This is a genomic window from Gluconobacter japonicus (assembly GCF_002723975.1).
Taxonomy (GTDB): domain Bacteria; phylum Pseudomonadota; class Alphaproteobacteria; order Acetobacterales; family Acetobacteraceae; genus Gluconobacter; species Gluconobacter japonicus.
On the sequence record NZ_BEWO01000006.1, the window covers coordinates 124,444 to 137,686 of the forward strand.

Sequence of the window (13,243 nt, forward strand, 5' to 3'; positions counted from 1 at the left end):
GCCGAGTGCCTCCGTATGTCAGTGTGTTGCAGGGTTATGCCCCAAACGGCCAATGACGCGGAATGCGGTCAGAACAGCCAATGTTCCGAAAATTACGACACCAAGAGACTGTCCTACCAGAATGCCGATAGGGCCATAGCCTGACCCCAGCCACACGAAGGGGATGGTGCCAAGAGTTGCTCGTCCCCAGTTGAAGCCTGTCGAGTAAAAGGGATGGCCAAGGTTATTGAAGGCTGTATTCGCAACAAAGAGCAGCCCAACGAACATATAGCTGAGCACCAGCCAACAGCAGAATAACCGAACAATTTCTGCGCCAATGCCCTGCACGTTGAACATATGCAGGATGATATTGTGCCCGGCGGCAAGAACGAACCAGGTCGTTCCGACGCACAGGGCGGTGAGTTTAAGGGCTGCCATCAGGGCTTCGCGTACGCGGTCGAACTGTCTTGCGCCCAGATTCTGCGCCATGATTGGCCCTACAGATCCGGTCAGAGCAAAAACAAGAGAAAAAGCGACAGGGACAATCCTGTCGATAGTCGCCTGGCCGGAGACAGCGTTTAACCCGAACTGCGCCATCGCATGGGTGACGAACAGTGCTCCTGTAGGGGTAGCCAGATTTGTCGCAATAGCAGGAACGGCAATGCCGCCGATTTTCTGCAGAGCCGGGGCAAAAGCGTCGCGCTTTGGCCACTCAAGCATGGCGTGCCCCCGAAGATTCAGGAAACCGCTGGCCGTAATGGCGCACCGGGACAGGATGGTGCTGATCGCTGCACCTTCCAGGCCAAGGTGCAGTACAAAGATCATCAGAGGGTCGAGAATGGCGGAAACCAGCGCGCCGGTGAGGGTAATGCGCATTGAACGCTTCGCATCGCCAACCGCGCGAAGAAGTGCGGAAAGTGCCATTCCCAGACAGACCAGAGGCAAAGCCGGGGAAACAACGTGAAGAAATGTGGCGGCGCTTTGAAGAGCAGTTCCCCGTGCGCCAAGAAGCTGAAGAAGCGGCGTTGCAAAAATCGCCGTCAGAAGACCGAGAACAGCTGCAATGGCGACCATGACGGCAATAAAGGCTGAAGCCAGTCGCCGGGCTTCAGCGTGCTGTCGGGCACCAATTAGACGCCCGATGCAGGCCCCTAGACCAATGGTCATGCCAATTGAGACCGAGATTTGCACGTAACTCAGAGACGTCGCAAAGGCGATGGCTGCCGTCAGGGCAGGGTCGTGCAGATGGGAAATGTAGAAATAATTGAGAAGATCGACCGCAAAAACAGCCATCAGACCGATAGCGCCTGTCCCAGCCATCGTGATGACGTGGCGCATGATGCTGCCCTGCACAAATCTTGCAGGTTTTACGGGAGAATCGTCAGGGATTCTGGGCTTCGAGGAGTCATCGGATGGCACTGGCATGTCTTCATATATTGCCTTGTTCCAGCCCAAAGAGCCAGTAGGTCATCATGCTTTGTTTGGTGGAGCTCTCGAAGAGTATCAGCAAGGGAAAGGGCCAAGCCTTCTGGGAAAAAGCCAGCATGTAAGGGTTTCATTAACGCTTCCTGTGGAACTGTCAGACCAGATACCAATCGGGCGCGTGGCCCGAAGCCTCAGTTCTGTCGGAGTCCGCCATGTCGATCATCAATTCTCTCAACACAGCTGTCAGTGGCCTCAACGCCCAGTCTCATGCGTTCAGCGATCTTTCCAACAACATCGCAAACAGCCAGACGACGGGTTACAAGGCCACCACGACAAGTTTTGCGGATTATGTGACGAGTAATGACCTGGCGAGTGACGGGCAGTCTCTCAGCGACAGCGTCACCGCAACAACCCGGCAGCATACAGATACGCAGGGTATGGTTGTTTCCTCGACCAATACGCTCTCTCTTGCGATTTCCGGGAACGGATTTTTCAATGTTGTGCAGCCAACGGGGAGTACGGGCTCTAGTACGGCCCCTACATTTAACAGCCAGCAATTTTATACCCGGAACGGTGATTTTTCCAAGAATAATCAAGGCTATCTGGTCAACACATCCGGCTATTACCTTGAGGGTTATCAGGTGGGGTCGACAGGTGCGTTGGGCAGCACGCTGGCTCCGATCCATATCCCGGACTCGGTTGCATTCCAGCCCACGAAAAGTACGACGATGTCGCTTTCTGCGGCTATCGGCAGCACGACAGGAACAGGCCAAAGCAACACCTCAACAGCAACGGCCTATGACAGTCAGGGAAATGCCCAGACTGTTAGCCTGAACTGGGCGCAATCCAGTTCAGACCCTCTGACATGGACTGTCAGTAATTCGGCGGATGCCAGCAACTCGGCGACCGTAACATTCAATAGTGACGGCACACTGGCCTCCGTAAACGGAGCCGCCCAGTCAACAGGATCTGCAGCGACATTTTCTTACACAGGGTCGCCTCAAGACATGACGGTCAGTCTTGGAACCATTGGAAGCAGTTCAGGAGTTAGCCTTTCGACGGACGGCGGAAGCTACAGCACAAATCCGACCATGACGACGAACAGTGTAACAAGCGGAACATTTACCGGTCTTTCGATGCAGACAGATGGCTCGGTCATGGCGACGTTTGATAATGGTCTGTCTCAACTGCTGGCCAAGATTCCACTGACCACGTTCGCAGACCCGAATGGTCTCTCGGCCCAGAACGGACAGGCCTATACCGCTACAGCATCTTCAGGGGCACCGGTTGTCAATGCCGTTAATACAAATGGCGCAGGCACACTGAGCACCAGTTCTACCGAAAGCTCCACGACAGATCTCACCAGCGATCTGACCAAACTGATCGTAGCCCAGCAGGCCTATGGCGCTAATACAAAGATTGTCACCACAGCCAACCAGCTTCTTCAGACCACTCTGGCGATGATCCAGTAAGGCTGCATGGAAGGAAGATCTGAATCATGGGTTTGACGGATTCACTTTCTATTGCTGCATCTGGCCTGCAGGCTGTGCAGTATGGAATGTCCACGGCCTCCCAGAATGTCGCTAATGCATCCACAGGTGGCTATATCAAGGAAGTCGCCAACGTTCAGTCTGTTGTCAATGATGGAACAGGGGGTGGTGTTCGCCGGGCAACGACGACTCTGGCGACGAATACGAATATTCAGGCCGCCCTGTATTCACAGAATGCTGACGTGGCAGAATATACAACGACCAGCAATTCCCTTTCAGCCATCATCGCTCTTCAGGGGTCTACATCTGCTACGTCGGGCAGTAGTGGCACGCTTTCAGACCAACTGGGAAATCTTCAATCAGCATTGACCTCCCTAACGGCAACGTCCTCCAGTTCGACAGCCCAAAGTACAGTTCTTGCTGCTGCCAGTAGTTTTGCCCAATCGCTTAATTCCCTGGCAGAAGCGACGCAGACTCAGCGTCAAAATGCACAGGATGCTGTTGTTTCATCTGTGTCAGATATCAACACCAACCTGACAACGATCGGAAATCTTTCAACAAAAATCATGACGTTGAAAAGTCAGGGTCTTGATACAGCTGATCTGGAAAACCAACGGTTCACGGCATTATCTTCGCTTTCCAGTGATTTGAGCGTTTCATGGAAAGTATCAGCCAACGGCGACATGTCTATTACGACATCAGACGGGCTGACATTGCCAACGCATAATACGACATCAGGAGCGACCAATGCTGTATCCAGCACATGGCCTCTGACGACCTCAAAAGCTCAGATTTCGACCAGTATGAGCTATCCAGGAACTTCAGACGTTAATTCCATTCCGGCTATTACATTGAACGGAAAAGATATTACCGGACATCTGACAGGGGGAACCTTGGGGGGTAATATCACTCTGCGTGATACAACGCTTCCGACAATGCAGGCTCAACTTGATTCCCTGGCTTATACGGCGGCCAGTCGTTTCAGCGCGCAGGGAATGACATTGTTTACTACCTCCAATGGCACTGTTCCTGGAGCATCCCAAACAGAGATAACCCCGGCAGGAAGTGCAGGGTTTGCACAGGATATCCAGGTTTCTCAAGCCTATCAGGATGATCCGTCCCTGCTTGTTTCTGGTAGTACGAGTGTTGTCCAGAACGTTTTGTCGTATGCATTTGGTACAACCCAGTCAGATGGGAGTAGCCAGACGGAAGCACCGAGTACCGGCCTTGGAGTGACGGGTCAGTTATCCACGGGGTACAGTGGTTCTCAAAGTCTCATCGGGCTTGCGACATCGTTGACTGCTAACCAAGCGGCAACGGCCAATACAGCCAGCAGTAACCTTTCTCTTGCTCAGACAACACAGAGCAGCTTGTCTTCAAGTCTCTCTGGAACATCCGGCGTTTCTGTAGATACAGAAATGGCCAATATCGTGACGCTACAGAATGCCTATTCTGCAAATGCGAAAGTTATTTCCTCTGTGCAAAGTATGTTTACGGCACTTCTGAACGCGGTTGGAAGCTGAAAATGACAGGAACAGTGACTTCTTTTGGGTATGGCGGCGTTTCTCTTCAGCAGACGTTGAATCTGACGTCACTGTCTCAGAAAAAGGATGGTTTGCAGGCACAGGCTTCTACAGGTGTATTGTCAGACAGTTATGCAGGGCTTGGAAATTCGCGGGCACAGGCTTTGGCGCTTCAGCCTGCTATCACTCAGATCAGTGCATGGAGTGGTAATATTACGACTGTTCAGAACAGGCTAACCACAACGCAGTCTGTTCTGAGCCAGATTTCGACCATTGCCAGTGATCTGAACGAAACACTGTCCACCCTCGCCGGGAGTATGTCCTCAAGCACAATAGGCACTGCCGCTCAGCAGGCTAAAACAGCTCTTACGTCTCTTGGTAATCTGCTTAATACCCAGCAGGGAGACAGCTATATATTCTCCGGTTTAGAGTCTTCAGAAGCACCGGTGAGCGGTGATCCGGGAAACTCTGATCTGGCGTCATCCATTTCTCAGGCAGTGAACCAACTGGGAACAGGAGATGCGTCCTCAGTTCTGTCATCAACCTTGGCATTGGCGGGTAACACTGCTGACAATCAGCCATTTTCCTCATCGCTTTCGACAGACCCTACAACAGCATCAGCACAGAATTTGCAGATTGTGACGGGAAAAAATGAGATAGCGACGGCAGGAATAGTTGCAACGCAGGGAAACGCGTCTTCTGGAAGTTCCACAGGTTCGCCTATTCGGGATTTGATGCGAAACCTGATGGTTGTCGCAGCGCTTGGGTCAGTGGATTCTGAGGGAGCCAATTATACACAGCTTATTCAAGGCCTTCAGAATACAAATACAGCAGCGATAGATGGGCTATCGGATATAAGTGGAACGCTTGGTATTCAGCAGAACAGTCTGACCACCCAGAGTGCTATGCTTGAGCAGATGAAATCCGCGCTGACGACGCAGTTGGGAACAACAAAAGACGCTGATCTCGCACAGGTTTCAGTTCAGATTAATGATACCAACAATCAGTTACAGGCGTCTTATTCCATCATTGCAGACATGAAGGGGATGACCCTTGCAAGTTATCTTTAAGGAGCGTTGAAAAACTCGACCTGACGTCGCATATCAAGATTACTTTCCTGAAAGGAGATTTGTAACCATGAATGCAACCCAGGGTCAGGCTGAAAAGCATGAATTCAGTGCCGAGGTCGGACGTCTGCTCGATCTCGTTGTTCATGCCCTTTACTCGGATCGTGAGATCTTTCTCCGCGAACTCGTCGCCAATGCTGCGGATGCAACCGACAAGCGTCGTTTTGAAGCTCTGACAGACTCAGCTCTTGCTCTGCCGGAAAATGCGGGTATCCGCATTACGCCAGAAAAGGACAGGAAAGAGCTAGTCATTTCTGACGATGGCGTCGGCATGACCCATGATGAGCTTGCTCAAAATCTGGGGACGATCGCCCGGTCCGGAACCCGTGCTTTTGGCGAAAAGCTGAGTTCAGCAAAGGCAGAAGACCGCCCAAGCCTGATTGGGCAGTTCGGCGTAGGGTTCTATGCCGCATTCATGGTTGCAGACAGTGTTGATGTCACATCCCGCAAGGCCGGTTCTGATGAAGCATGGACGTGGTCTTCGGACGGGAAGGGCTCTTTTACCCTGACGCCTTCAACCCGTTCTGCGCCGGGCACAGATATCGTTCTTCATATGAAGGACGATGCTGATGAGTTTCTGGACAGTTGGCGTCTAAGGTCGATTATCCGCAAATGGGCTGACCATATCTCCTGGCCTATTACTCTGAGGGAAACCAAGGAAGACGGCACGACGGAAGATAAAGCTGCCAATGAGGGCACAGCCCTGTGGCGTAAACCAAAGTCAGAAATTACGCCTGAGCAGTATACGGAATTCTATCGTCACATTGCTCGTGCTTTTGACGAGCCGTATGCGACCATGCACTGGCATGCTGAAGGCACAACGGAGTTTACGGCTCTGCTGTTTCTGCCGAGTGCCCGACCATTTGATTTCATGGAGCAGTCGCGGGAAAGTCGGATTCACCTTCATGTCCGCCGTATGTTCATTACAGATGAAGCCGACCTTCTCCCAAGCTGGATGCGCTTCGTTCAGGGCGTCGTAGATACGGAAGATCTGCCGCTGAATGTCTCTCGTGAGATGCTTCAGGCAACTCCTGTTCTTGCCCGTATTCGCAAGGCTGTTACCAAGCGTGTTCTTACTGAAATCAAGAACCGCGCGAAGACAGCTGATGATGCTTTCACGGCATTCTGGGAGAACTTCGGCGCAGTTATCAAGGAAGGTCTGTGGGAAGACAGCGAGCACCGTCAGGAAATCGCTGGTTTCGCTCGTTTCCACACGACTCAGAGTGATGATCTGACCACGCTTGATGACTATATCGCGCGTATGAAGGATGGTCAGGAGGTCATTTACTTCCTGACGGGTGATAATCTTGATGCGTTGAAGGCTTCTGCACAGCTTGAAGGATTCCGGGCTCGGGGCCTGGAGGTTCTTCTTTTGTCAGATCCTGTTGACGGATTCTGGCCGGAACGCCTCCATTCTTACAATGATAAGATCCTGCGATCTGTCGTGTATTCGCATGGTGATCTGGAAAAATTCCAGACAGATACGGATGAAACCATCGAACCTGCCGATCTGGAAAAGCTGGTTCCTGCTCTCAAGGAAGCATTGGGCGATACCGTCAAGGATGTGCGTGGAACAGTACGCCTGACGGACAGTGCTGTCGTCATTACGTCTGAGGGAGGTCCGGATCTGGCTATGCAGCGTCTGATGCGTCGATCGGGTCAGTCTCTTCCAGAAGCTCCGCCTATTTTGGAAATCAATCCAAGGCATCCGTTGATCAAAGCTCTTTCTGAGCGGGTGTCGAAAGGCGAGAGCATCAAGGACCTGGCGCGCGTTCTGCTAGATCTGGCACGTGTTCAGGAAGGTGAGCCTCTTCCTGATCCAACTGGGTTTGCGCGTCTTCTGGCAGGTCTTCTTGCTGGTTCAGCGGCAGCCTGATCATCTGGCTGGATAATAGAGAGCAATAAAATAGGGGCGGGGGATGAATCCTCCGCTCTTTTCTTTTGTAAGGCACTGTGAGACTGCTGGGCTCGAACCATTCCATGTTCTGGAGAGATAGGCCTTGATCGACGATTTCCGCTTCGGCCGCATTACGGTCATTGGAGACCTTCTTCTGGACCAATATGTCTCAGGAAGTGTCAGTCGGATTTCTCCGGAAGCGCCTGTGCCGGTTCTTCTGAATGATGGAATCCGACGTGTCCCCGGTGGCGCTGCCAACGTGGCAGTCAATGCGGCTGCTCTGGGCGTAGAAGTCAGACTGATTGGTCTTGTTGGTCATGATGAGGCTGCGGAACAGCTTAAAAATGCTCTGGATGAATGGCCGTCTGTTCATCAGGAGGGAATTATTTCATCGCCTGGTTGGACAACAATTACAAAAACGCGGGTTGTCAGTGGCTTACAACAGATTGTTCGCATCGACGTGGAAAAAGTCGTTCCTCTGAACGAAGATGTTCGCCAGCGTCTGATTCAGGCTGCCAAAAAAGCCATAGAAGATACGGACGTTGTGGTCTGTTCAGATTACGCAAAAGGCGTTCTTGATGACGCTGTTCTGAAAGCTGTTATTGCGGCCGGACGAGAAAAAGGGATTCCCGTTCTTGTTGATCCCAAGCGGCGCACGCTGGAAGCTTATGCTGGCGCAACTTTGGTTACGCCTAACAGGCTTGAGGCCGAACAGGCGACGGGACAGTCTGCGCGGACAGATGCAGAGGTTCTGACTGTTGCAAAGGCTTTGTCAGGTCAGTTTGGTGGGGATGTTCTGATTACCCGGTCGGAAGATGGCATGACCCTGTGGCGTCGTGATGGAACGTATCAGCATGTGGCCGCGCGGAAATCAGAAGTGTTCGATGTGTCTGGAGCTGGTGATACGGTCGTTGCGACGGTCGCATCTGTTCTTTCCGCTGGGGAGGACCTGGAAACGGCTGTGGTCATAGCAACGGCAGCAGCCTCTCTTTCGGTAGGAAAACTTGGAACAGCAACAGTTTCGAAAGAAGAGCTTTCGCGCGAGCTGGGACAGGAAATTCCAGAGAATGGGGCATTGGTTACCGTGCAGGAAGCAACGCGTATCGCGGAAAATTGGCGGCGGCATGGGGCCCGGGTTGTCTTTACAAATGGATGTTTTGATCTCGTTCATCCGGGCCATATTTCTTTGTTGCAAGCAGCAGCGCGTCATGGAGACAAACTGATCGTTGCTCTGAATACGGATCGGTCGGTTGCCGCTTTGAAGGGGGCAAGTCGACCCATTCAAAAAGAAGAGGCACGAGCTACGGTTATTGGTGCGTTACGTGCCGTAGATCTTGTTATTCTGTTTGATGAAGAGACACCATTGGAAGCTATTCGGGCAATCAAACCAGACGTTCTGGTTAAGGGATCAGATTATACCGAAGATCAGGTCGTTGGCGGTGATTTCGTAAAATCATGCGGGGGCCGTGTGGCTCTGGTCGATCTTGTGAATGGACAATCCACAACCCGTCTTATTCAAAATATGGACAAGACGGGTTATGCCTGACTTCAGCCTTACCCAGTAAGTCGTTTTGGTCGTGCTTCTCTGGGAGATAAGCCAAATTTTTGACGGAAACGCCTCGAAAAATGCGCGGCGTTTCTGAAGCCATGTTTGAGAGCAATCTCAGCGATAGCCATTGAAGCGAAATCCAGGGACTGAAGGTCTTCGTAAATACGCTCAAGGCGTCTGTTCAAAATCCATCCAGAAACGGCTCCCGGTTCTCCATCGAACAGAAGATAAAGTGCCCTGGTCGAGATACCATAAGCTTGTGCGATAAGCTGCGGTGTCAGATCAGCTTCATGCAAGCGGGATTCGATATAAGCACGGACATGCTTTTGGCGATGGCGCCGACGTCCTTCTGTTGAAAGGTCAAGATCAAGCGCGTCCAGAACTGTGGTGAGAAGCAGATTCGTTAAGTGTTGACGGATGCGTGTTTGAGTCTGTGGCGAGGAGGAAATCAACATATCCTGAGCGATAAGATCACAGGTCATAAACAGTAAATGGCCTGGGCCAGATCGCGTCTGAATTGTGACGGGAGGCAGGCCGGATAAAACCGGAAGCTGAGTGAGTAGTGCTTCTTTTCGGACAGAAAGGGCCAGAAATACATTTTCCGGAAGGGAAAGAAGGTCTGTTTGAACAGCGTCATCTTTAGGTGCAGCTGAAAGATGGCCAGCACTCAAATAGAGAATTCCGCCATTCCGACGAGTGAGGAGGAAGAGTGCTCTCTTTTGCGCAAAGCATTGTGTAAGGAGGTCTTGCTCGTGAAGCCAGGAGGCAGGGACGTGCTGCACAATAGGTTCAAAGCCGCGTGAAGGGGCGGGAAGTGTAGCAAGTGGAATAATGCGAGCGGGCAACTCCGATGAACGCTCATCTTTGGACATAGCAAAAAAACTCTAAGGAAACTCCCAATGCGGCAGGAGAGCTGTCTTTATAAGGGGACTATTGTGCCAGATAAATGTACGAGAGATGTGTTCAGTGAACCGCAGTAAGACATTTGAAGTTTTTTCTTCGAAAAAGAAACATAAAAATTCAGATTAAATTATTTTTGAAAAACCACTTATTCCTGAATGTCTGGTTAATTACTTTCCTATAAGTATTTTAATTTCATAAAGATTTTTGGAGGTATTCTGCGAACGTATTAGGTAAATTTGTACGAAGGAGATCAATGGATACGTTTTCCTCCGTATGCAGGCGCTTGAGCATTGCAACGTCACTCGTAAAGCCCAAGCGATCCGCCAGCAGTATGAGAATATCCAAGGAAGCGATCTGATAGGATCGATAGCTGATATCTGTGAGGATACTCTTAATAAGGTCGTTATCTTCTCCGCCATGGAAAAGGCTGGAGACCGTGTTCAGGATTGAAGAGACCGTTTCATGAGCTGCTGGAGCAGGGTGCCCATGTCGGCTCAATAGCATTCTAATGTCTTCAGCGTGTGCACGTCGCATGCTGAGATCCTGCCGCATCTGGTTGCACAGGGTTTCATAACGCGCACAACTAGGTAGTTCGGAAAGAACAGTTTCAATTGTTTTGGTTTCAATGGACAGGTGATCCTGCAGCCGCTCCAGATAAATATCTACTACGGATTTTTCTGCGGACTTAGTTTTGCTGGCCATGAGAGTCCTCTAACGTCGTAACGACGGGGTTTTATCTTATATCCGTGCAGGACAAGGGTTCTGTCAACGGCGGGCATATGCTGTTTGTAGTCTATAAAAAATCCCCATGCCAGAGAACTGACATGGGGATTGGAACTCGCTGCTTTCTGAAAGATCAGAAGCCAGCGCTGACGCTTGCGATTGCTGCGAACGGAGCGGCGATAGCATAGGTTGGTGTTGAGCCACTAACCGTCTTGCCGAAGATACCGGTCTGCTGTGTTGCGTTAGTCTGGATACCCTTAACAAAGCCCAGATAGGCTTTGTCTGTCAGGTTAGAGAAGTTGATGCGAACGTTCGGAGCCTGAAGGAATCCGAGGTTGCTGAAGCGGTAGCCAATGTTTGCGTTCATCAGAACATAGCCCGGAATGGACTGGTCGTTCATGAACGTGGAGTACTGGCGTGACACATACTTCAGGTTGTAGCCCCCGAAGAGGTGACCGTCGTCGTAGTCAAGGTTGAAGCCGACCTGGAACTTTGGCGTTTCCGGAGCGAACTTGCCCTTGGTGCGCAGATAGTCAATGCCGGAGCCGCTGCCAGCCTGAAGATTGCTGCCAAGGCGGGCATCAACATATTCAAAAGATACATATGGGCGGAAGTAACGGAAGATCGGGCGGGTACCGATTTCAGCATCGACGCCGTTGGTCGTCTGGCCGCCAGCGTTGACGTTGGTGGTGAAATAGTTGTCACAGCGTTCGTCTGCGCACTGGCTGGAAGACATCAGGCGGTTTGTAAAGTCGTAATGGAAGTAGGTGATCGATCCCATGATCGTCTTACCGGTGTAACGGTAGCCTACTTCTTCCGAAATCGAAATTTCAGGATTTTGGTTTAGGTTGGCGTGGGTTGCATATCCGGAGCCAGCATAATAAGCGCCAGCATCGTAAAGTGAGTAATTGGTCGGCATACGGAAGTTGGTCGCGCCGGAAACGAAGATCTGGTTCTCAGGATTGATCTGATAACGGATCGCAACGGTTGGCAGGGGTTCATAATAGGTTTTGCTGGTGTTCCGCCCGGTTGACGTATCCGGCAGCATGTTAGTGCCGCTGCGCATCACGATGGAGTATTTCAAACCGGCATCGATCGTCAGTTTGTTGTTCAGCAGAGACAGCGTGTCACCTATGAACATGGTGTGAACGCGCGTCTGGGTAATGGTGTTACGGTACATATAGGTCTGACCGTTCGAGAGTACGACGTTTGCCGCAGCCCCCCAAACATCCCATGGATTTCCGTCTTGCCCGACACCCGAATATGGGCCTGACTGAAGCTGTTTGGCATACTCAAACCAGTAACCAACCATAAGACGGTTGTTTCCCGTCGTCAGTGTCAACTTCGTGACAGCGCCAGGACGATAGGTCTGAGTGTTGGAGGGATTGTAAAGAAGACGGTAGCCACCGCCTTTTCCTTCAAGGGTCCCTTTAAGTGATGTGCTTCCGTAATTGATTTTGTCCATATTCGTCCAGTACGCACTGCCGCCGTTACCGTCGCCGTACCAGAAATATGGTGTTTCTGTCAGGACAAGGTGATCTGCTAGCTTAAAGGTAGAAGGTGCGCTGGCATAAATATTGGTGAACGGGTTCTGGTGCAGCTTGTAATACGATGCACCGTGGTCAGAAGCATTTGGATTATAGGTCGAATTCCAGACCGTGTTGGAAATGTTCTGGCCAGCAGCATTCTTGCCCGGAGCAACATAGCGATCCTTGATCCCGCGACCATAGGCATCCCAGGAGGCCATGTTCACGTTGGGAGTCAGGTAGTTGTAAAGGCGGTTACCAACGATGGCGAGAGAGACGCGGTTGCCGTCGCCCCAGTCGTTCACGATCTTGGTTTCGGCGTGCAGCTTGCGGTTTGTCGCGTCGCTGTTGTTGACGCCTTCCGTCGCATAAGAACCGGAGAAGTAGGCGCGCAGATTGGTGTTACCAATCTTGCCTGTGTCGAGACGCAGGAAGCCACGGGTGTAATCGTAGGAACCATAGCTGACGCCGAGACGGCCGCCAGCTTTCATCTGCGGGTCGATCATGTACATGTCGACCACACCGCCTGTTGAGCTGATGTGCGGGCTGTCGAGGTCAGCCGAACCCTGGGCAACGCGAACTGTGCGCAGGTTTTCGGAGTCCACGATTTCCTGAGAATAGACTGCGAAGTTACCGATATCGTTGATCGGGAAGCCTTCAAGTGTGAAGCCGATCTGGGACTGGTCGAGACCGCGCATGCTCATGGAGCTACCCGTCAGACCTGCCGGGTCACCGGACGACACGTTTGCGCCCGGGAGCAGCGAAATCAGCTGCATCGGGTCAGCGCCTGGCACCTGCTTTTCAATGAAGTCGCGGGAAACGGCCGAGACAGACTTCGCGCTGTCCTGCTTCTCCATCAGGCCGCCACCGACCGCACGACGGGTGACGCCGTCGAAGGCGTGATGGCCACTGACAGACACATGCTCTTCATGTACGTCGGTTGGAGCCGTATTGCCCATCATGGATGGAGCAGCAATTTCCGTTTTGGGCTTGGCTTTGTGATGTTTCGTATCAGAAACATCCGAAGCGGGAGCCGCAAGCGCCGGCATTGTACCGAATGCAATCAGCGCAGAGGTCGAGAGGAGGCGTGTAAGGCGCATC

At 51.8% G+C, this 13,243-nt stretch carries 9 protein-coding genes; 5 read left to right on the forward strand and 4 right to left on the reverse strand.

Translation table 11 applies throughout. The features are described 5' to 3' along the window. Positions 1-18 precede the first annotated feature (18 nt). Positions 19-1,317 carry an MATE family efflux transporter gene (locus tag GJA01_RS06065; RefSeq protein WP_253783392.1) on the reverse strand — a complete coding sequence of 433 codons (1,299 nt, stop codon included), beginning with the start codon at positions 1,315-1,317 and terminating at the stop codon, positions 19-21. A gap of 299 nt (positions 1,318-1,616) precedes the next feature. Here GJA01_RS06065 and flgE point away from each other — a divergent pair, with 299 nt between their 5' ends. The 5 genes from flgE to rfaE1 all read left to right on the forward strand — a co-directional run bounded on the left by flgE (position 1,617) and on the right by rfaE1 (position 8,987). Then, on the forward strand, positions 1,617-2,876 hold the full coding sequence (gene flgE, locus GJA01_RS06070) for a flagellar hook protein FlgE (protein WP_062505006.1): 1,260 nt from the start codon (positions 1,617-1,619) through the stop codon (positions 2,874-2,876). Between the two features lie 26 nt (positions 2,877-2,902). Beyond that, a complete protein-coding gene (gene flgK / locus GJA01_RS06075) occupies positions 2,903-4,417 on the forward strand; it encodes a flagellar hook-associated protein FlgK (RefSeq protein ID WP_062505008.1) in 1,515 nt (504 codons plus the stop codon). A 2-nt stretch (positions 4,418-4,419) separates the two neighbouring features. After that, entirely contained in the window at positions 4,420-5,487 is a 1,068-nt protein-coding gene (locus GJA01_RS06080) for a flagellin (RefSeq protein ID WP_062505011.1), read from the forward strand. 67 nt (positions 5,488-5,554) lie between these two features. After that, positions 5,555-7,420 (forward strand): molecular chaperone HtpG, encoded by a 1,866-nt coding sequence (gene htpG, locus GJA01_RS06085; RefSeq protein WP_062505013.1) that lies wholly within the window; start codon positions 5,555-5,557, stop codon positions 7,418-7,420. Between the two features lie 124 nt (positions 7,421-7,544). Beyond that, positions 7,545-8,987, forward strand: coding sequence for a D-glycero-beta-D-manno-heptose-7-phosphate kinase (gene rfaE1 / locus GJA01_RS06090; protein ID WP_062505015.1), 1,443 nt, complete (start codon positions 7,545-7,547; stop codon positions 8,985-8,987). Between the two features lie 8 nt (positions 8,988-8,995). Here rfaE1 and GJA01_RS06095 read toward each other — a convergent pair whose 3' ends face one another. The 3 genes from GJA01_RS06095 to GJA01_RS06105 all read right to left on the reverse strand — a co-directional run bounded on the left by GJA01_RS06095 (position 8,996) and on the right by GJA01_RS06105 (position 13,242). After that, complete coding sequence (locus GJA01_RS06095) at positions 8,996-9,862, reverse strand: helix-turn-helix domain-containing protein (protein ID WP_062505017.1); 867 nt, start codon at positions 9,860-9,862, stop codon at positions 8,996-8,998. Positions 9,863-10,085: 223 nt separating this feature from the next. After that, a complete protein-coding gene (locus GJA01_RS06100) occupies positions 10,086-10,595 on the reverse strand; it encodes a DUF892 family protein (RefSeq protein WP_010502956.1) in 510 nt (169 codons plus the stop codon). A gap of 154 nt (positions 10,596-10,749) precedes the next feature. Continuing rightward, a complete protein-coding gene (locus GJA01_RS06105) occupies positions 10,750-13,242 on the reverse strand; it encodes a TonB-dependent receptor (protein ID WP_062505019.1) in 2,493 nt (830 codons plus the stop codon). Position 13,243: the final 1 nt, after the last annotated feature.